We start from the raw sequence: 19705 nt of genomic DNA, 5'->3' as shown, positions 1-19705 counted from the left end.
GCCGCTCGCGTCGTCACGCGGGAGCGTGGGACTCCATCGCCACCGCTGGGATGCCCACCGCCTGCCGCTGCTCACGCCGGATGAACGACGCCACCAGGGGCCACTCCAGCGTGGCGAAGTCCTGGAAGCGCATCTCCAGTGCCTCCTCATGCGAGCCCGCCCGGAAGAGCAGGCGCTCCGTCAGGCTGAGGGACTCGTCCACCGCCACCGGCAGGCCATAGAGCTCGCCGAAGGGGGGCTCCGCGCCCACCTCGCAGTCGGGGAAGTGGCTGGAGAACTCAGCCTCCGTGGCCAGCCGCACGCTGCGCGCGCTGAGGATGTCGCGGACCTGCTGCAGGTCCACCGTGCCCGCCGCGGGCACGACGACAATCCACGGCTGCCGGTCCGCCAGCACGATGACGGACTTGGCGACGCGCCAGCCTGAGACATGCAGCGCTTCCGCCAACTCCTGGGCGCTGACCGCATGCGGATGCCAGTAGCGCTCGAAGCGCACGCGGTGGCGCTGGAGGTAATGCTGGATGGATTCCGGAATCATGGGGAATGTCACCTCCTTGTCGGAGAAGGTGATGCGTCCCGCCGGTTGAGACCATGGTACGACGCCGCCGTCTGGCTCCACCGTGGGCATTCCCACCCACCGGGGGCCTGGAGGCCCGCCGGTAGGGCAGGGGAGCGGGGGAGCCGGATTTCAGCGCTGGAAGTCGTAGACGCTGCCGAGCTTGAGCAGGCGCGTCAGGTCGTCCAGCGCGTTCATCGTCTCGCGCACCAGCTGCGGGTCCTGGAGGTCCTTGGGCCGCAGCACCTCGCGGTAGTGGCGCCGCACCCAGGCGGCCAGCGAGTCGTGCAGCGCGGGCGTGTAGAAGACGTCCGCGGTCACCGCCTTGCGCTCCGCGTCCGTCAGCCACACCCGCTGGCGCAGACAGGCCGGGCCGCCGCCGTTGTTCATCGACTGGCGCACGTCCAGGTAGTGCACGGCCTTCACCGGGGTGTCCTCGGCCACCACGCGCTCCAGGAACTGGCGCGCCGCGGGAGTCTCGCGGCTCTCCATGGGCGCGACAATCGCCATGGTGCCATCCGGCAGCGTCAGCACCTGCGAGTTGAACGGGTAGGACTTCACCGCGTCCTTCGGCGGCAATTCCGCGCTGCTGGCCACCACCGCGCGGAAGTCCGGGCCCAGCTTCTCGCGCAGCACCTGGAGCAGCCCCGGGTGGTCCACGAAGGCCAATTCATGCAGCATCAGGAAGCGCTCGTTGCCCACCGCCAGCACGTCCGTGTGGAACGCGCCCGAGTCGATGCCGGCCGGGTGCTGCTGCGGGAAGAGCACCGACTTCGGGTCCAGCTTGTGGAGCCGCGCCAGCGCCTGGCTCGCCTCCAGCGTCTGCCGCGCCGGGAAGCGCTTTGGCCCCTGCACGTCCTGCCACGCGCTTCGGCCCCAGGCGAGCAGGTGGATGCCGGGGTGCCCCGGGGTGGCCAGCCGCGTGTGGTTGGCCGCGCCCTCGTCCGCGAAGTGGCCGCTGCCCGGCAGGGGCGGGTGCACGGTGAAGTACCGCTCGTCCGCGAAGATGGAGCGCAGCACCGCGTGCGTCGTCTCCGCCTCGATCGCGCGGTGGTACATCTGCGACAGGTTGGCGGGCGTCAGGTGGACGCGGCCGTCCGCCGTGTCCGCGCTCGGCGCAATCGTCGCCGCGTTGGCCGTCCACATGGCGGACGCGCTGGAGGTCAGCCGTAGCAGGTGCTCCGCCTCGCGCGCAGCGCGGGTGATGATTTCCTCGTCGGTGCCGGTGAAGCCCAGCGCCCTCAGGGCGCGCAGGGACGGGCGCGGCTGGGGCGGCAGCACGGCCTGGCCCACGCCCAGGCCGGACACGAAGCGCATCTTCTCCAGGCCCTGGAGCGCCGCCTCCCGGGGGTGGCTCGGCTCTCCGACGTGGCTCTGCGACGCCAGGTTGCCGGGCGAGAGGCCGCCGTAATTGTGGGTGGGGCCGACGAGCCCGTCGAAGTTGTATTCGCGCATGGGATATTGAACGCCTCGTGGAGCGTCCACCCTTAGCAAAGCGCCTCAAACGTTTCCTCCGCTACGTGCTCATCCGCGGAGTGCTGTTGCTCCTTCAACCCCTCCCCCTGGGCGTCGCCCGGGCCCTGGGCGCACGTCTGGGGGCACTGGCCTACACGCTGGCCGGCGGTGAGCGGCGCAAGGCCCTGAAGTCCCTGGCCGTGGCCTTCCCGGAGAAGTCCGACGCGGAGCGGCAGGCCGTGGCCCGCGCCGCCTTCCGCCACCTGGGCGCCGCCGCCCTGGAGGTGGCCTGCACCGGCGCGCTGGACCGGGGGCTGGAGCGCCTCGTCGCCTGGCCGGAGGAGGACCGTCGCGTATTGGAGACGGCGCTGGCCCGAGGGCGCGGCGTCGTCTTCGTCTCCGGGCACGTGGGCAACTGGGAGTTGCTCGCCCGCCGCGTGGCGCGCGCGGGCTACCCCAGCCAGAGCATCGCCAAGGAGACGACCGACCCCCGGCTCACGGAGCTGGTGGGGCGCTTTCGCGAGCGCGGCGGCGTGCGGAGCATCTGGCGCGGCCAGGAGGGCGCGGCGCGGGCCATGCTGCGCGCGCTGCGCAGTGGCGAAATCCTCGGCATCCTCATCGACCAGGACACGCGGGTGCAGTCGCTCTTCGTGCCCTTCTTCGGACAACTGGCGGCCACGCCCCGCGCGGCGGCGGACCTCGCCATCCGCACCGGCGCCGCGGTGGTGACGGGCTTCTGCCACCGCGTGGAGGGTGGGTACCGCCTGTCCATGGAAGAGGTGCCGGTGCCCCAGGCTGACGACCGCGAGACCGCGGCCCTCGAGCTGACCGCGGCGCTGTCCGCGAGAATCGAGGCCGCCATCCGCCGCACGCCCGAACAGTGGGTGTGGATGCACCAGCGCTGGAAGACGCGTCCGTCCCCCGCCGCACCTTCGCCGCTTCCCGAGGCGGCGCCGGCCCCGGCCCGGTGATAAGGAGGGGCCCGTGCCGCGTCTGCCCGCCGCCAGCCTCGCCGTCCTGATGCTCGCCGCCTGCACGCCCCGTCCCCGCGAGGAAGGGCCCCAGGAGCAGCCTCCACCCCAGGTGGTGCTCCACGGCGCGCGCCTGGAGTCCTACCAGGGCGAGCAGCTCACCCTGTCCGGCACCGCCGAGCGGCTCACGTACCAGCGGGCCGGCGGCGACGTGCAGGGGACGAATGCGGTGCTGAAGGTGCCCCCGGGGCAGGGTGCGGTGAAGGGCCCGGCCGGCACCTCGGGGGGCATGGTGGTGCGCGCCCCGAATATGGAAGGCAACCTCGCGTCCAAGCAGTTGGTGGCCTCCGGCGGCGTCGTCATCCGCACGGGGGAGGGCATGGTGGTGGAGACGCCCCGGTTGACGTACGACGCCACCACCGGGCAGGCGCGAGGAAACGAGGGCGTGACGGTGAAGGGGCCGGACTACCGGCTGCGCTCGGACCGCTTCGAGCTGTCCACGCAGGACGAGACGTTCATCTTCGATGGCTCGGTGGAAACCGTGCTGGGAGCGGCAGAGTGATTGAGTTCCTCGTGATGGCCTTCTTCGTCGCCCAACCGGTGCCCGCCGCCGCGGCGGCTCCCGTCGACGGGGGAGTGCCGCCCGCCGCCGACGCGGGCTCGCGCCCGGGCAGCTCGCTGGCGCCGACGAACCTGAAGGAGCCGGTGCAGATTTCGGCCGACCGCATCGAGGGCGAGCGCACCCAGGCGACCCTGACGGGCAACGTGAAGGCGACGCACCGGACGATGAACCTGCGCTGCGACCGCATGATTGCCTACTACACCCAGCCCCGCGTGGTGACGCGCGTGGTGTGCACCGGCGGCGTGCAGGCCGAGGACGGCGACCGCATGGCCCGCGGCGAGCGCGCCGAGTACGACGTGGCCAGCGGTGCGCTCGTGGTGACGGGCTCCCCGGAGGCCCGGCAGGGGACCACGTACATGCGGGGGACGAAGGTTCGCCTCACGCTGGGTAGCGAACGGCTCGAAGTGGAGAACGCCGTCATCATCTTCGAGCCGCCGCCCTCGACGGCCCCCACGCCGCCCCGGCGGAAGGGCGCTGGCACTCCCGCCCGCCCGTCACCGGCGGCACCAGCACCGGCCGCGCCGCCCGCGGCGCAGGGAGGCACGGCGAAGTGAGCGCGAAGCTTTCCGCTGAAGGCCTGGAGAAGACCTACCGCAAGCGCAAGGTGGTGGGGGGCGTGTCCTTCACCGTCGCGCCCGGAGAAGTCGTGGGCCTGCTGGGCCCCAATGGCGCCGGCAAGACGACGAGCTTCAACATGGTGGTGGGCCTGGTGACGCCCGACGCCGGCCGCGTGCGCGTGGGCGACGAGGACCTCACCCACCTGCCCATGCACCGCCGCGCGCGCCGCGGCGTGGGCTATCTGCCGCAGGAAGCCTCCGTGTTCCGCAAGCTCACCGTGCGCGACAACTTCCTGTCCGTGCTGGAGCTCCAGAAGGGCCTGGACAAGCGCACCCGCGAGCAGCGCGCCGACGCCCTCATGGAGGAGTTCGGCCTCTCGCACGTCGCCGAGTCGCTGGGCGAGACGCTCTCCGGTGGCGAGCGCCGCCGCGCGGAGATTGCCCGCAGCCTGATTCCCCAGCCCCGCTTCATCCTCTTCGACGAGCCCTTCGCCGGCGTGGACCCCATCAACGTGGGCGACCTCCAGCGGCAGATCTTCCTCCTGCGCGAGCGCGGCCTCGGCGTCCTCATCACCGACCACAACGTCCAGGACACCCTCGGCATCTGCGACCGCGCGTACATCATCGCACAGGGGCAGATTCTCGAAGAGGGCACTCCCGCCCAGATTGCCGCCTCCCCCAAGGCGCGCGCCGTCTACCTGGGAGAGCGCTTCCGCCTGCAACAGGCGCTCTGAACACGACTCCCCACCAGCCAACCGAGTGACTAAGATGGGTTGGCCTCGCTTTTGCGTCGGCCGGTGAACACCCGCGCCTCACGCGGAGTGTGTGTAACATGTTGGTTTCCTTGCAGAATTTGAACTATGCAAGCAAGGGACCACCTTTTCGCCACTAGACGAACCCGGGGCATCTTGTTACGTTGGCACGGTCTTTGATTGTGGTCCCAGATTGTGAGGGACTGAGTCAACTCGGGAGCCCCGTCTCATGGCGATGGAACTGAAACAAAGCCTGAAGCTTGCGCAGCAGCTGGTGATGACGCCGCAGCTGCAGCAGGCCATCAAGCTCCTCCAGCTTTCGCGCATGGAACTGCTCGAGCAGGTCCGCGAGGAGATGGAGCAGAACCCGCTCCTTGAGCAGCCGGACGAGCAGGCGCCTGGCGACCTGGTCGACAAGGAGCCGGGCGAGGCCTCCCTGGAGGCGGACAACGCCGAGGTGCCCCGCGACATGGAGATGCCGGCCGCCACGGCCGACACCGCCCCCGAGTTCAAGGCCGACGGCGAGGGCCCGCCGGAAATCGACTGGGAGCAGTACCTCAACAGCTACCAGTTCAACGAGCCGACCACCGCCTCCAACAAGGGCAACGTGGCCACGGACGACCTGCCGTCGTTCGAGGCCAACCTCGTGAAGAAGGAGGACCTGGTCGACCACATCCAGGAGCAGCTGGGCACGCTGCGCCTGAACGACGCCGAGCGCCGCGTCGCCATGCTCATCCTCGGCAACCTGGATGACGACGGCTACCTCAAGCTGCCGGACGTCGACGGAGACCCGCTCATCCGCCTGGCCAACGAGGCGGACGTGCCCATGCACGTGGCGGAGCGGACCCTGAGCCGCATCCAGCGGCTGGAGCCCCGCGGCTGCGGCGCTCGTGACTTGCAGGAGTGCCTGCTCATCCAGCTCCAGGGGATGAAGGAGAAGGGCGCGGCCCTGCTCGGCCTCATCATCAAGCGCCACATGAAGTACCTGGAGTCGAAGAACCTGCCCGCCATCGCCAAGGACCTGAAGGTCCCCATGGAGGAGGTGGTGGAGGCGGTGAAGCTGCTGCCCAAGCTGGACCCGAAGCCGGGCCGCAACTTCAGCGGCGACGACGCGCAGTACATCACCCCGGATGTCTTCGTCTACAAGATGGGGGAAGACTACACGGTGGTGCTCAACGACGACGGCCTGTCCAAGCTGCGCATCTCCGGCACCTACCGGAACGCGCTGAAGACGGGCGCCGTGGGCCCCGGCCAGACGAAGGACTTCATCCAGGACAAGCTGCGCAGCGCGATGTGGCTCATCCGCTCCATCCACCAGCGCCAGCGGACCATCTACAAGGTCACCGAGAGCATCATCAAGTTCCAGCGGGACTTCCTGGACAAGGGCATCGCCCACCTGAAGCCGCTCATCCTGCGCGACGTGGCCGAGGACATCGGCATGCACGAGTCCACGGTGAGCCGCGTCACCACCAGCAAGTACGTGCACACGCCGCAGGGCATCTTCGAGCTGAAGTATTTCTTCAACTCGTCCATCGCCCGCGTCTCCGGTGAGGACACCGCGAGCGAGGCGGTGAAGCACCACATCAAGCAGCTGGTGTCGCAGGAAGACCCGCGCAATCCGTACTCGGACCAGAAGATTGTGGAGCTCCTGCGCGCGCAGGGCACCGAGATTGCCCGCCGCACGGTGGCCAAGTACCGAGAGGTGCTGGGCATCCTCCCGAGCAGCAAGCGCAAGCGGTACTACTGAGCCTCGAACAGGCTCCGAAGTCCGGGCCGGTGACTGTGACGGCCTCCCCCTCGGGAGACTGTCCCTGGTCACCGTGCCCGCATGGCGGCACAGTGCCGTGCCATGAGCGTTTCCCCGTCTGATTCCGCTGACTCGCCCCGCCGCGAGCCCGTGCCGCTCGTCGTCCCGCCCGTCGTCCTGGAGGGGCAGGCCGTCCGACTGGAGCCGCTGCGGCGGGAGCATGCGCCGGCGCTGGCGGCGCTGTGCGAGCCCGAAATCTTCACCTGGTTCTCGCGCGTGCTGAGCACTCGGGCGGACGTGGAGGACTTCATCTCCGGCGCGCTCGCCGGGGCGGAGCGCGGCACGGACCAGGCCTTCGTCATCCTGGAGCGCGAGACGGGCCAGCCGGTGGGCAGCACGCGCTACCTGGACATCCAGCGCGACAACCGGACGCTGGAGATTGGCTTCACGTGGCTGGCCCGCCGCGTCTGGCGCACGCGCATCAACACCGAGTGCAAATACCTGCTGCTGCGCCACGCCTTCGAGACGCTCGGGTGCATGCGTGTCCAGCTCAAGACGGACCGGCGCAACGTGCGCTCCCGCGCGGCCATTGAACGGATGGGCGCGAAGTTCGAGGGCATCCTCCGCAACCACATGCTGGTGCGGGGCGGCTTCGTGCGCGACAGCGCGTACTACAGCGTCATCGACACCGAGTGGCCCGAGGTGAAGGCCCGCCTGGAGGGCTTCCTCGCCCGCTGAAACCGGACACCTGCCCCGCCGTTCGCTCCCGGTTCCGGGGCCCGGTGGGTATAGGGTGCGGCACGTATGCACCTCCTCTCCTCTCTTCGTCGTGCGGCCGTCACCGTCGTGGGCTCGCTCGTGACGGTCGGCCTGCTGACGGGCTGCGGTGACGACGCCGAATCCGAGACGCTCTCCCTCACCGGGCTGGCGGACCGCACGCTCACCTGGGCCATCAGCGACGTGGACGTCTTCGAGGGCGTGGAGCCGCCCGGCGCCCACCGCGTCACGCTCGACTTCTCCCTGGCCGGCGGTGAGCGCTGCACCCGCCTGAATGACGGCGCCACGGCCACCTTCAACGGCCAGCCGATGACGCTGGAGCTCGGGGGCATCAACGGCACCGCGGGCCGGGACGTGTGCGAGCCCACCCGCGCCTTCCTCGACGTGGACCCCAACGTCTGGGCGCAGCAGCCCGTCGAGGACGCCCGCTTCGTCATCCAGGACGGCAGCGGCACCGTGTCCCTCGTCCTCGACAACGGCAAGGCCAAGCGCACCTTCTCCTTCGAGGGCGCTGGCGCCGCGGACCGGTTGTCGCGCGGGCAGGCCTACTCGTACCGCTGGCAGCCGAGCGACGAAGTCCCCGGCCCCGTCACCGTCACCCTGTTGCGCGAGGGCGGCACGGCCGCGGCCACCGTGCCCTCCACGCAGGACGGAGGGCTCGTCACCTTCACCATCCCCGCGAGCACGCCGGTGGCCAACCACCTGCTGACGCTGAGCGGGAGCGCGAGCGCCACGGTGCTGGAATGCGCGGGCGTGGCCTCGTGCAGCGGAGCGGTGTTCCACTCGGAGGAGCGGGTCGTCACCATCCAGTAGTCCGAGCTGACGCGGCGCGTGAGTCTAGCAGGCTCGCGGGCCCGGGACTCAATGCGGGCCGAGGCCAGCGACGCCCGGTTGCTTCCGGATGTCCGGCCTCGGACGCGCGGTGCGCTCGGGAAGAGGGAACCTGGGGGGGCGGGTTGCTTTCGCGGGGTCAGACCGTTTCTGATCTGTCACGGAGCTCCCCTCTCTCCCTAGGAGGCAGCCGCGCATGCAGTTCAACATCACCTTCCGTCAATTCGGCACGTCGGATTCCCTCAAGGAGTACGCCCGAGAGAAGGTCGAACGGGTGAACCGATTGCTGGACAGGGCCGGGGAAGCCCACGTGGTGCTCTCGCTGGAGCGGCACCTCCACCACGCGGACATCACCATCCATTCGGGCGCGTGGGTCTTGAGAGGGCGTGAGAAGAGCGACGACATGTACGCGTCCATCGACCTGGCGATGGACAAAATCGAGCGGCAGCTGCGGCGCTACCGGGACAAGCTGAAGACGCATCACGGCAAGGAGCGCGTCCACCACCGGCAGGACCTGGTGAATCACCTCAAGGTCCGTCACGCGGTGTTCGAGATGCCTCCGGACTCCGACGAGGTGGCCACGTACACCGACGAGGCGCAGGGCGCGGCCCCCGAGCCGAGGCCGGCCTCCGTGGCGCCCATGACGACGAACTCCGTGCCGCCCTCCGCGCGCGTCGTCCGGGCCACCCACCTGGCCGTCAAGCCGCTGTCGGTGGATGACGCGGTGATGCAGATGAACCTGATGAACAACGACTTCTACGTCTTCCACAACGTGGAGTCGGATGCGCTGTGCATCGTCTACCGGCGCAAGGATGGCCAGTACGGCCTCATCGAGCCCCACGAGCCCGCGACGCCCGCCGCCGCCACGGGCACCTGAGCCCCGGGGCTTGAAAAAAAGCGCGCCCCGTCACCCCCCTCAAGGTGACGGAGCGCGCGAGCCCTGGCCCGGTGTGTGGCCAGGGCATGTCTCGAAAACCTTCCCCCAGCAGAACGCCCGCCCGTCGGGCGCATATCTGCCGGACTGTCGCGGGGCCCCTCAGAAGCTGGCGTAGCGGCAGTCGCTGAACTTGTTGTTGCGCTCGACGCCGCCCCTGGGCGCGATGCCCATCCGGGGCGCCACGGGCTTCGCCTTGGTGTTCACCAGCATCAGCGTCATCAGCGCGGCCCGCTCGCCCACCGGCCGGGTGGCGAGCGCCTGGGGGAAGGATACGTCGATGTCCTTCTCCAGCACCTGGCCGCACTCCCGCATGCCCTTGAACCCGTCCCCCTCGCGCTTGAGGGCGTAGGCGCACTCGCCCACGCGGCCATGCAGCCACGTCCCGTCCTCGGTGAGGTCCACCGCGAGGCCACCGAAGGTGCCCCAGACGCGGGTGTCGTCCCCTTCCGCGAGCTGCAGGTCGGTGGCGAGGTCCCCTACCGAGCCGGTCATCTGCTGGTAGTCCCACTTGAGGGAGACGTTCCGGGTCCGGAAGCGGCCGCGCATGCCGTCCTCCCCGATGACGAGGGACGAGTGGGGACCGGTGATGGCCGGACCTTCGATGCGCAGGGGCTCGCCGGAGGCGTCACCCAGGGCGACGCTACTGGTGGAGGCATGGGCGCCCGAGGTGGCGGCGCAGCCCGTGCCGAGCAGGGAGAGGGCAGTGGCGGTCGACAGCAGCAGGCGTTTCATGGCGGCTCCTTCGCGTCCAGTGGTGCGTGGTGGACTCGCTCCGAAAAACGCCGCGCCGTGAATCGCATATCGCCCCCCAGTACGGGAGGGCTGCCGCGTCGTGTGGCGCTCCCTTGGCCCGTCCGCCATGATGCGCAGTGGGCGCAGATGGTCTCCGGAAGACAGGCGACCCTTGCGCTATGGAAGGGCGAGGAGTAATTGCGGCCATCAGGAGCGCCAGCGCGGGAGCGTCAGTGAGAATCGCCGAGTTCCTCAGCCCCCAAGCCGTCATCGCCGACATGCAGTCGCGGACGAAGCCGGAGGTGTTGCGCGAGCTGAGCGCCACGCTGGTGCGCGCCCACCCGGCGCTCCCCGCGGACCGCCTGGTGGAGGTGCTGCGCGAGCGGGAGAAGCTGGGCAGCACCGGCATTGGCGAGGGGGTGGCCATTCCGCACGGCAAGCTGCCGGGCATGGCCCAGCTCCAGGCCGCCTTCGGCGTGTCCCGCGCGGGGGTGGACTTCGAGGCCATCGACGGGCGGCCCACCCACCTGTTCTTCGCGCTGGTGGCGCCGGAGAACAGCGCGGGCGTGCACCTCAAGGCGCTGGCCCGCATCTCCCGGCTCTTCAAGAACCCGCGCTTCCGGACCGCCATCCTCGAGGCGCCCACGGCCGCGGACATCCACGCCCTCATCATCCAGGAAGACGCACGGCCCTGAGGCTTTCTCCGGGGGGAGCAACATGGACGTCGTCCTGAGGCCGATCAACGATCGGTTCTTCCACGAGCAGGTGCTGCCGTTCCTCACCCGTGCCATGGCGGATGCTCCGGGTGCGCTGGAGGCCCTGCTCGACGGGCTGGGGGACCCCCAGGCCCGCGTGCTTTGCGAGCGCATGCTGTCCACGGCGGTGCCCGGAGGCCTGGGCGGGGTGGACGCGGAGCCCTGGGCGGAGCTGATGGACCGGCTCATCTTCCTGCTCTGGCAGGAGGGCCCGGCGGGCTGGGAGGTGGGCGGCGTGCAGGCCGGCTACGCGGACGTCTGGGACGAGGCGCTGCACCTGGCGCTGATGCTGGAGGAGCCGGGCTATCCGTACTGGGACGCGCGCGGGGCGCGCGAGGTGCGGGACGGCATCCGCTTCCGGCCCATGGCCGACATGGGGCTGGCCTCGCTGCTGGCGGGGCAGTGGGAGCCCTTCCCGGAGTTTCCCCCGGACCGCGTCTTCAGCACCCAGGGGCGCGGGGAGTACTTCCCGGGCGGGCGCTTCGCCTTCGCGGACTGGGCCTGGCGCCCGTCGCGGATGGTGGCGCACTGGCAGGTGAACCTGCCGCGCAAGCTGGAGCGGTTGCTCGCGCGAGAGCAGGAGCGGATGAAGCTGTCCTCGCTGCCGGAGAAGGACGAGGTGCTGGCCTACTGGATGGGGAAGGTGGCCCTGCCGCCGCCCCTGACGGTGGCCTTCTCCGGGCTGGGGCCGCGCGCGGCCAACTGGATGCGCGAATTGGGTGCGCTCACGGCGCACGTGAGGAACGCCGCGCTGGCGAAGCAGGGCCTGGCCGCGATGGTGACGAAGAGCTCCGGCGTCCGAATCTAGGCGGGCTTCGGTGCGGCGGGGCCGGGGCTCTCCAGGAGGATGGTGACGGGCCCGTCGTTGACGAGCGCCACCTTCATGTCGGCGGCGAAGACGCCGGTGCCCACGGTGAGGCCGCGCTGGCGGAGCAACTCGCAGGCGCGCTCGTAGAGGGCCTTGGCGACGGTGGGCTCCATGGCGTCGATGAAGCTGGGGCGCCGGCCCTTCTGGGCGTTGCCGTAGAGGGTGAACTGGCTGACGACAATGAGCTGCTTCGAGGTGTCCTCGAGGGAGAGGTTCATCTTCCCGGCGGCGTCCTCGAAGATGCGCAGGGTGGCGAGCTTCTCCGCCATCCACGCCACGTCCGCCTCGGTGTCGCCCTTGCCCACGCCCAGCAGCACGAGCAGGCCCGGGCCGATTTCACTCACGCGCTGGCCCTCCACCGTCACCGACGCCTCCAGCACTCGCTGCACCACGGCTCGCATCGAACTGTTCTCCCGGGCCGGGCGCCATGGCCGGCCGTCCAAATCCCTTCCGTTATCGCTCCAGGTGGCGCGGGTCCAGCGCATCCCTCAGCGCGTCCCCGAGCAGGTTGAAGCCCAGCACGGTGAGGGCCAGGGCCGCGCCGGGGAAGAGGGCCACATGCGGGGCGACGAGGAGGTACTGCGTGCCCTGGTCCACGAGTGCGCCCCAGGACGGCGTGCCGGGTGGGACGCCGAGGCCGAGGAAGCTCAGCGAGGCCTCGGCCAGAATCGCGCCCGGCAGCGCGAAGGTGGCCTGCACCAGGAGCGGCCCCGCGGCGTTGGGCAGCAGGTGGTGGAAGAGGATGCGTCCGGGCCCGCTGCCCAGGGCGCGCGCGGCCTGCACGTACTCGCGCTCGCGCAGGGTGAGCACCTGCCCGCGTGCCAGCCGCGCGTAGCCCGTCCACCCGGTGAAGGAGAGGGCGAAGACGACGTTGGCGAGGCTGGGGCCGAGCACTGCGGTGATGAACAGCGCGAGGAGCATTCCAGGGAAGGCGAGCAGCACGTCGACGATGCGCATCAGCACCTCGTCCACCCAGCCGCCCGCGTAGCCGGCGATGCCTCCCAGTGTCACGCCCACCAGTCCGGACAGCACCACCGCGAACACGGAGACGAGCAGCGACACGCGGGCCCCGTACAGCACGTGGGTGAGCACGTCGATGCCGTTCTCCCCCGCGCCCAGCACGTGCGCGGCGCCGGGAGGTGCCAGCTCGGAGGGCAGGTCCACCCGGTCCGGCGCGTACGGCGCGAGCAGTGGGGCGAAGAGCGCGGTGAGGACCCACAGCGCGGCCACGGCGAGCCCGAAGCGGCCACCCCAGGAGGACAGGCGGAAGCGGCTCACTCGCGCCTCCGCACGCGAGAGCACACCCGGTGGGTGAGCCGGGTGTCGGCCGCCGAGCCGCGCGTGACGTGGCTCACTCGCGCCTCCGCACGCGTGGGTCCACCCGGGCGTAGGCCGCGTCCGTGAGCGTGTTGACGGCCACGTAGCAGAGCGTGAACACCAGCACCGTGGCACGCACGGTGTTGTAGTCGCGCTTCTCGATCGCGATGAGCAGCAGGGTGCCCATGCCCGGCCACGCGAAGACCTTCTCGGTGACGATGGCGCCGCCCAGCAGCGTGCCGAACTCCAGGCCCAGCACGGTGAGCAGCGGCAGCAGTGCATTGCGGAAGGCGTGCTTCCACAGCACCACGCGCGGGGACAGGCCCTTGGCGCGGGCGACGGTGACGTAGTCCTCGCGCAGCGCATCGAGCATGGAGGCGCGAGTCATCCGCGCGAGGAACGCGGCCAGCGCGGTGCCCAGCGTGAGAGCGGGCAGCACCAGGTGCCGCCACGACTCCGCGCCCGAGACGGGCAACCAGTCCAGCTTCAGCGCGAAGACGATGATGAGCACGGGGCCGAGCCAGAAGCGCGGCAGCGCCACTCCCGCTACCGAGGTGCCCATGGCGACCGCATCCACCGTCGTGCCGCGTCGTGCCGCGGCCGCCACGCCCAGCGGGAGGGCCAGTGCCAGCGCGATGAGCATGGACGCGACGGTGAGCACCAGCGTGTACGGCAGCGCCGTGCCAATGGCTGGCAGCACCTTGCGCTGGAAGGGCGGCAGCGACGTGCGCAGCTCCCCGGTGACGAGCTGCCGCGAGAAGACGCCGAGCTGCGAGTACCACGGCAGGTCCAGACCCACGGCGCGCCGCAGGGCCTCGCGGTCCACCTCGGTAGCCTGCTCTCCGAGCATGACGTCCACCGGGTCTCCCGGAACGAGATGCAGGAAGAGCGACACGAGGAGCAGCGCGCCCACCAGCGCCACCGCAGCGGACCCGATGCGCCGCCTCACGAAGTGGCCTCCCTCACGGGGACGGTGCCCACGTGTGCTGTCGCCTCGGAGTCGAGCCGCCGCCTCACGGTACGCCCTCGCGCGCGCCCGGTGCCAGCCGCGCGCGGGCCAGCGGAGTGAGCAGGCCATGCGCACTGGGCTCGAAGCCCTCCAGCCGCGTGGACACCACGGCCACGCTGTCCTCGTGCCACAGCGGAAGAATCGGCATCAGCGCATCCAGTCGCCGCTGCGCTTCCGCATACAGGGCCTTGCGCTCCTCACGCGGCGCGCGAGCCGCCTCCTCCAGAATCGAGTCCAGCGCCGCGTCGCGAAGGCCACCCCGGTTGAACCCACCCCAGTGGTTCTCCGCCGTGGGGATGTTCATCGAGTGGAACGCGCCCCGCAGCAGGTCCGGCTCCATGACGGACGCCCACTTGAGGGTGAACAGCTCGAACCGTCCCCTGCGCACGTCGTCGAAGAACGTGCCGAACTCCAGCGCCCGCACCTCCACCTGCACACCACCGCGAGCGAGCTGCTCCTTCAGCACCAGCCCCACCGCGCGGCGCAGCCGGTCCGTGCTCGTCTTCAAGGACAGCGTGAGTCGCGGCCTGCCGCCTGGCCCATCCGGGTCCGGATACCCGGCCTCATCGAGCAACCGCGCGGACTCCTCGGGCGAATACGGGCACCCGGCCGACGGTGCCCACGCCCAGTTCGCGCGAGGCAGCAGTCCCTGGGAAGGCCGCGCCAGCCCGTTCAGCTTGTGCTCCACCACCGGCCCCACATCCATCAGGTGGCACAGCGCTCGCCGCACCCGCACGTCCGCCAGCGGCCCCTCACGCAGGTTGAGGCCCACGTACGCGAAGCCCGTCCCCGGGCGCGACAGCACGCGCAGGTGGGGCTCGCGCCGCAGCACCGGCAGCACCGCGGGAGACACCACGTTGACCGCCAGGTCCGCGCGTCCCTTGAGCAACTCCAGCACCCGCGTCGTCTCGTCGCGCACCACGCGGAAGCGCAGCCGGGGCAGGGAGGGCGCTCCCGCGTACCAGCCCTCGAAGGGCACCAGCGTGAGGTGCTCCTCATCCGGATGCGACTCGAAGCGGAAGGGCCCCGCGCCCACCGGGTGCTCGCCCTGTGCCGCCACGCTGTCCGCGCCCGTCCGCTCCGAGGGGATGATTCCAGCGGACAGCTCCGCCAGCAGCGGCGCGTAGGGACGCTCCAGGTGGAAGCGCACGGTGCGCGCGTCCACCGCCTCCACCCACTTCAGCGCCGCGTACCGCTCCGCGCGGGGACTGCGGACCTTCGCGTCCCGCAGCCCGTCGAAGGTGGCCTTCACGTCCTCGGCCGTGAGCGCGGTGCCGTCATGGAAGGTGAGGCCCGGGCGGAGCGTGAACTCCATGAGGGTGGGGGACACCTCGCGGAAGGACTCGGCCAGCACCGGCACCGGCTGGCTCGCGTCGTCGAAGGCCAGGAGCCCCGGGGTGATGAGCGCCGCCAGCCGCTGACCGTTGGCCGTCAAAGCGAAGCGGTCGTCCAGGCTGTCCGGCGGCGACTCCAGCAGCACCGTGATGCCGTCCACGGGCGATTCCGCCCGGCACCCCACCGTCCCGAACAGGGCGAGCAGGCACGGCACGAAGCGACCGCGGAGGCCGCGCATGAGGGCCCGGGTGGGGAGAGGGGGCATCCTTCGGAACCTGTCCGTCACACGGTTACAGGTCGGATGTCAGGGGGAAAGGCCATTCTTCGCCCGTGCAGTCTCGGACTCTCAGAGTGAGGCAGTGAAAAGAAGTCCACATGCCAGGTACTCGCTTGCTGCCTGGTGGTAGAGCGAGCGCCCAACCGTGGACTCCCGCTGCCTCTCTCCCTTGCCGGGCTTTCACCCCCTTCCGCATAATGGCCAGCGACTTCCCCGGAGAGAGTGTGCAGGTCCATCGAGCCAGCCCCTACTTGGCCGCAGCAGCCATCATTTTCCTGACACTCCCGAGCGCCGCATGGTCGGCGCCTCCATCCGCGGAAAAGCGCGCGGACCGTGAGGCGTTGAAGCAGGCGTTGATGGAGGTGCTCCAGCGCTCGCCGTTGAAGGCGAGTCGCGTGGGCGTCCAGATGCAGAGCCTGGACGACGGCGCCATCGTGTTCAGCCACAACGCAGACGAACTGCTCAACCCGGCGTCCAACGTGAAGCTCGTCACGTCCGCGGCGGCGCTCGCGTCGCTCGGGCCCGAGTTCCGCTACGACACCGAGTTCCTCGTGGACCCGGAGCTGGGCGCGGACGGCAAGGTCAAGACGCTCTACGTGCGCGGCAAGGGCGATCCATCCATGACGTCCGAGCGCCTCTGGGGCGTCGTCGCCGAGCTGTGGCACGCCGGCGTGCGCGAGGTGGGCGAGATTGTCGTGGACGACTCCTGGTTCGACGCCGAGCGCACGCCGCCCGGCTATGACCAGGAGGACTCGGACCGCGCGTACATGGCGCCCACCGGCGCGCTGAGCCTCAACTGGAACGCGGCCGCCATCTACCTGCGCCCCGGCAACGCCCCCGGTGCCAAGGGCACGGTGGAGATGGAGCCGCCCAGCGACTACTTCGTCGTGGAGAACCAGCTCAGCACGGGCTCGGCGCGCGCGCGCCGCGTGTCCGTGACGTCCGACCCGTCCGGCCCGGTGCAGAAGATTGTCGTGCGCGGCCAGCTTCCCAGCGAGCGCGGTGGTGCCGTCAGCGTCTGGAAGAAGATCGACAACCCGCCCATGTACTACGGGCAGACGCTCAAGCAGATGTTGACCACCCGGGGCGTGAAGATGAAGGGCAAGGTCAAGGTCGGCCTGACGCCCTCCAAGGCGAAGATGCTGTACGTGTCCCAGTCGGACACGTTCGACGTCATCCTCAAGCGCCTCAACAAGCTCTCCAGCAACTTCGTCGCCGAGCAGCTCCTCAAGACGATGGGCGCGGAGGTCAAGGGCACGCCGGGTTCCTTCACCAAGGGCGTGGAGGTGGTGGAGCAGTTCCTCGAGCGCGAGGTGGGCATCTCCCGCGGCACCTACGTGATGAAGAACGGCAGCGGCCTCAACGACGCCAACCGTTTCTCCACCGCGCAGCTCAACCGGCTGCTTCGCTACATGTACGAGCGCTTCCCCTTCGCGCCCGAGTACATGTCCTCCGTGCCGATTGCCGGCAAGGACGGCACGCTGAAGTACCGCTTCGAGGGCAGCGACGCGGTGGGCAAGCTGCGCGCGAAGACGGGCACGCTGGAGAGCGTCTCCGCGCTCAGCGGCTACGTGACGAGCGCGGGCGGTGAGCGCTTCACCTTCTCCATCATCGCCAACGACTTCGCGGGCCGCGCCGGCCCCATCGTCGCCGGCCTGGACGCGCTGGGCGCGGCGGTGGCCGCCACCGGCTCCAGCCTGGGGCCGTCCAACGCGGTGGCCGCGCTGGCCGACAACGGCCGTCCGGCCGGAGCCATCAACGACGTGGCCGCCCGCATCAAGACGTACCTGGACCTGGGCAGGCAGCGAGACCAACGCAACATCGGCTTCCTGCGCACCGCGTGGCGCAGCGAAAGAGACCCGGCGGTGCGCGCGGTGCTGGCGGAGAGCCTCTACCAGTCCAACCCGCATGACTACCTGGGCGCGCGCACGCTGCTGGACAGCTACGCCGCCACCGGCGAGGTGTACGGCCGCTTGAGGGAGGTGGCCCGCGTCCTCTCCGTCGACGTGCCGGGCGTCAGCAGCATGGTGGAGCTGGCCGCCGGCGGTAACACCGAGGCGCTGGCCCGCGTGCTGGAGCTGGCGGGCGCCACCGGGGCGGACGTGCAGTCGCAGCAGGAGATGTCCGAGGCGCTGGGCGAGGTGGCCCGCACCGCCCCCGAGGAGCTGGTGGTGGCCCTGCGCGGCGCCAACGCTGGAGACCGCGAGGCCTCCACCACGCTGCTGGCCCGTGCGCTGGTGCAGGCCGGCCAGGCGGACCATCCCTTCTGGAAGTCCCTGCGCCGCACCCTGGGCGCCTCGGACCCGCAGCTCGCCGCCTTCGCCAAGGGGCTGGACTCCACCCTGTCGCAGAAGGTGGCCGAGGCCAAGGCCCCGCCGAAGGACGGCCTCACCCCCGTGAATGTGGTGGCCCCGGCCGGCAACGCCCCGCGCCCCGGCAACCCGCCCGAGTCGCGCACCGCCGAGACGCGTCCCGGCGGGTAGGCCCGCGTTCCTCTGGCTTCACGACCCCGGGTGTGTGCCTCCACACCCGGGGAGCAGGCAGGCTGACAAGCCCCCCGGAACATTTCTGGCGCCCGACCGGATGTCGGTGTGCACTGCTATAGGTGGAAGCCAACCTGCCAGGAGCTGTCCTGGCGGGAAGTGGCCGGCCCGTGGTGGGTCGGCTATCGACGAAAGGAACGCAGTCATGGCTGGAGGCGTGAACAAGGTCATTCTCATCGGCAACCTGGGGGCGGACCCCGAGGTTCGCTTCACCCCGGGCGGTCAGGCGGTGGCGAACTTCCGTATCGCCACCAGCGAGAGCTGGACGGACAAGAATGGCCAGAAGCAGGAGCGGACCGAGTGGCACCGCATCGTCGTCTGGGGAAAGCTCGCGGAGCTCTGCGGCGAGTACCTGAAGAAGGGGCGGCAGTGCTACGTCGAGGGCCGCCTGCAGACGCGCGAGTGGACCGACAAGGAGAACCGGAAGAACTACACCACGGAAGTCGTGGCCAACGCCGTGACGTTCCTCGGCGGTCGTGACGCCGGAGAGGGCATGAGCGCCGGCGGTGGTGGTGGCGGACGCCGCTCCTCCGGGGGTCCCCAGCGCGGCAACGGCATGGACACCGACTTCGGCCAGCCGCCCCCCATGGATGACAGCAACAACATGGGTGGTGGCCACGCCGGTGGTGACGACGACATCCCGTTCTGACCCGCGCGAGCCCCTGGAAATGAAACCGGCCGCTCCCCGAAACTGGGGGGCGGCCGGTTGTTTTTCGCGGCGCTGCGAGGGCCCGTGCTCCCGGGCCCGGCCTCACGTCACGGAATGAGGGAGGCGAGCTCGGGGCTGAAGGCGGCGCCCGCGGTGTAGAGCGCGTAGATGGCGCCCCAGCTCATCGCCGTCAGGAGCAGGAACAGGCCGATGGCGACCGGCTCGAAGCGGCGCATGGAGCGGTCGCTGGCGAAGATGCCCCAGGACATGGCGAAGCCCTGGAGGCCGTTGGCCAGGTGGTACGCGGTGCCCAGCGTGCCCAGCAGGTACACGAGGAGCGTGGGCAGGTGGTGGTGCATCTCCCGGGAGATGTCGGAGAACGGCTCCGCGTGCCCTTCCACCAGGCGCGGGTGCAGGAAGGCCAGCCAGATGTGGGCGCCGAGGAAGAAGAGCACGCCCACCGCGCTGATGCGCTGCACGATGTACTTGAGGTTGCCGTAGTTGTTGTAGCTCGCGTTGTTGGGCTTGAAGCTGAACAGCCGCGCCAGACCCCAGAAGGTGTGGATGAGCAGCGGCAGAATCACGATGACGAAGGTGAAGGCCTGTCCGAAGGGGTTGGAGTACGTCGTCACCGACGCCTCCCATGCCGCCGCGCCCTTGAAGGCGGAGAGGTTGTCCCAGATGTGGTTGATGACCCAGATGGACAGGGGCACCACTGCCAGGAACGAGCCCAGGCGGGACTTGAGGAGCGGTGTCTTCGTCGGAACGGCTGCGGCGGCTTGGCTGCTCATCGGGTCTCCAGCGACGGCGCGCGGGCGGGTACCGCGTCCAAGTCAATGTCAGGTGACAAGTCGGACGGCGGTTTATAACCGTTCCGGCCGGGGGGCTGGATTTCTTCCGCATCCCCGGATACCAGCCGCCCCACACGAAGGCATAAGGCTGACCTTATGCGTCACCCCGGGGCAGGCTGCTGCTCCCCCGACGGGCGGAGGGGCGCCCGCCTTCTGTCGTTGGCGGG

General features: G+C 70.2%; 20 protein-coding genes. 12 read left to right on the top strand and 8 right to left on the bottom strand.

The features are described from left to right. Nucleotides 1-13: 13 nt before the first annotated feature. Together OV427_RS13600 and astB are read right to left on the bottom strand one after the other, a co-directional pair. On the bottom strand, nucleotides 14-535 hold the full coding sequence (locus OV427_RS13600; RefSeq protein ID WP_267856519.1) for an aminoacyl-tRNA deacylase: 522 nt from the start codon (nucleotides 533-535) through the stop codon (nucleotides 14-16). A 150-nt stretch (nucleotides 536-685) separates the two neighbouring features. Beyond that, complete coding sequence (gene astB, locus OV427_RS13595) at nucleotides 686-2008, bottom strand: N-succinylarginine dihydrolase (protein WP_267856518.1); 1323 nt, start codon at nucleotides 2006-2008, stop codon at nucleotides 686-688. Nucleotides 2009-2025: 17 nt separating this feature from the next. Between astB and OV427_RS13590 the strand changes: the two genes are divergently transcribed. The 8 genes from OV427_RS13590 (at nucleotide 2026) to hpf (ending at nucleotide 9142) form a co-directional block, all read left to right on the top strand. Next, entirely contained in the window at nucleotides 2026-2979 is a 954-nt protein-coding gene (locus OV427_RS13590) for a lysophospholipid acyltransferase family protein (protein ID WP_267856517.1), read from the top strand. A gap of 13 nt (nucleotides 2980-2992) precedes the next feature. Then, nucleotides 2993-3541, top strand: a complete 549-nt coding sequence (locus OV427_RS13585; RefSeq protein WP_267856516.1) for a hypothetical protein — start codon at nucleotides 2993-2995, stop codon at nucleotides 3539-3541. Beyond that, nucleotides 3538-4155 (top strand): LptA/OstA family protein, encoded by a 618-nt coding sequence (locus OV427_RS13580; RefSeq protein ID WP_267856515.1) that lies wholly within the window; start codon nucleotides 3538-3540, stop codon nucleotides 4153-4155. The genes OV427_RS13585 and OV427_RS13580 overlap by 4 nt, the downstream gene beginning before the upstream one ends. Next, nucleotides 4152-4892, top strand: coding sequence for an LPS export ABC transporter ATP-binding protein (gene lptB / locus OV427_RS13575; RefSeq protein ID WP_267856514.1), 741 nt, complete (start codon nucleotides 4152-4154; stop codon nucleotides 4890-4892). Before OV427_RS13580 ends, lptB begins: the two co-directional genes overlap by 4 nt. Nucleotides 4893-5139: 247 nt before the next feature. Continuing rightward, nucleotides 5140-6657 carry an RNA polymerase factor sigma-54 gene (gene rpoN / locus OV427_RS13570; protein ID WP_267856513.1) on the top strand — a complete coding sequence of 506 codons (1518 nt, stop codon included), beginning with the start codon at nucleotides 5140-5142 and terminating at the stop codon, nucleotides 6655-6657. 102 nt (nucleotides 6658-6759) lie between these two features. Further along, entirely contained in the window at nucleotides 6760-7395 is a 636-nt protein-coding gene (locus OV427_RS13565; protein ID WP_267856512.1) for a GNAT family N-acetyltransferase, read from the top strand. Between the two features lie 66 nt (nucleotides 7396-7461). Continuing rightward, nucleotides 7462-8247 carry a hypothetical protein gene (locus tag OV427_RS13560; RefSeq protein WP_267856511.1) on the top strand — a complete coding sequence of 262 codons (786 nt, stop codon included), beginning with the start codon at nucleotides 7462-7464 and terminating at the stop codon, nucleotides 8245-8247. 214 nt (nucleotides 8248-8461) lie between these two features. Next, nucleotides 8462-9142 (top strand): ribosome hibernation-promoting factor, HPF/YfiA family, encoded by a 681-nt coding sequence (gene hpf / locus OV427_RS13555; RefSeq protein WP_267856510.1) that lies wholly within the window; start codon nucleotides 8462-8464, stop codon nucleotides 9140-9142. Nucleotides 9143-9301: 159 nt separating this feature from the next. On the opposite strand, the gene OV427_RS13550 is transcribed toward hpf, so the two are convergent. Next, nucleotides 9302-9934: a hypothetical protein gene (locus tag OV427_RS13550; protein ID WP_267856509.1), complete on the bottom strand. Its 633-nt coding sequence runs from the start codon at nucleotides 9932-9934 to the stop codon at nucleotides 9302-9304. Between the two features lie 233 nt (nucleotides 9935-10167). On the opposite strand from OV427_RS13550, the gene OV427_RS13545 reads away from it, so the two are divergent. Continuing rightward, nucleotides 10168-10629 carry a PTS sugar transporter subunit IIA gene (locus OV427_RS13545; protein WP_163990524.1) on the top strand — a complete coding sequence of 154 codons (462 nt, stop codon included), beginning with the start codon at nucleotides 10168-10170 and terminating at the stop codon, nucleotides 10627-10629. A gap of 22 nt (nucleotides 10630-10651) precedes the next feature. After that, the gene (locus OV427_RS13540; protein ID WP_267856508.1) at nucleotides 10652-11497 is read left to right on the top strand and encodes a hypothetical protein; all 846 of its coding nucleotides are present in this window, start codon (nucleotides 10652-10654) and stop codon (nucleotides 11495-11497) included. On the opposite strand, the gene dtd is transcribed toward OV427_RS13540, so the two are convergent. The 4 genes from dtd to OV427_RS13520 all read right to left on the bottom strand — a co-directional run bounded on the left by dtd (nucleotide 11494) and on the right by OV427_RS13520 (nucleotide 15483). Next, a complete protein-coding gene (dtd, locus tag OV427_RS13535) occupies nucleotides 11494-11958 on the bottom strand; it encodes a D-aminoacyl-tRNA deacylase (protein WP_267856507.1) in 465 nt (154 codons plus the stop codon). The genes OV427_RS13540 and dtd overlap by 4 nt on opposite strands. 52 nt (nucleotides 11959-12010) lie before the next feature. Beyond that, entirely contained in the window at nucleotides 12011-12835 is an 825-nt protein-coding gene (locus OV427_RS13530) for an ABC transporter permease (protein ID WP_267856506.1), read from the bottom strand. A 73-nt stretch (nucleotides 12836-12908) separates the two neighbouring features. Next, nucleotides 12909-13823, bottom strand: a complete 915-nt coding sequence (locus tag OV427_RS13525; RefSeq protein WP_267856505.1) for an ABC transporter permease — start codon at nucleotides 13821-13823, stop codon at nucleotides 12909-12911. Nucleotides 13824-13887: 64 nt separating this feature from the next. Further along, nucleotides 13888-15483, bottom strand: coding sequence for an ABC transporter substrate-binding protein (locus tag OV427_RS13520; RefSeq protein WP_267856504.1), 1596 nt, complete (start codon nucleotides 15481-15483; stop codon nucleotides 13888-13890). A gap of 236 nt (nucleotides 15484-15719) precedes the next feature. Here OV427_RS13520 and dacB point away from each other — a divergent pair, with 236 nt between their 5' ends. Then, a complete protein-coding gene (dacB, locus tag OV427_RS13515; RefSeq protein WP_267856503.1) occupies nucleotides 15720-17978 on the top strand; it encodes a D-alanyl-D-alanine carboxypeptidase/D-alanyl-D-alanine-endopeptidase in 2259 nt (752 codons plus the stop codon). A gap of 205 nt (nucleotides 17979-18183) precedes the next feature. Further along, the gene (locus tag OV427_RS13510) at nucleotides 18184-18687 is read left to right on the top strand and encodes a single-stranded DNA-binding protein (protein WP_267856502.1); all 504 of its coding nucleotides are present in this window, start codon (nucleotides 18184-18186) and stop codon (nucleotides 18685-18687) included. A gap of 107 nt (nucleotides 18688-18794) precedes the next feature. On the opposite strand, the gene OV427_RS13505 is transcribed toward OV427_RS13510, so the two are convergent. Next, nucleotides 18795-19478 carry a succinate dehydrogenase gene (locus tag OV427_RS13505; protein WP_267856501.1) on the bottom strand — a complete coding sequence of 228 codons (684 nt, stop codon included), beginning with the start codon at nucleotides 19476-19478 and terminating at the stop codon, nucleotides 18795-18797. Between the last annotated feature and the right edge of the window lie 227 nt (nucleotides 19479-19705).

The sequence above is a fragment of the Pyxidicoccus sp. MSG2 genome, assembly GCF_026626705.1.
Lineage (GTDB): Bacteria > Myxococcota > Myxococcia > Myxococcales > Myxococcaceae > Myxococcus.
This window is presented reverse-complemented; position numbering and strand designations above follow the sequence as displayed.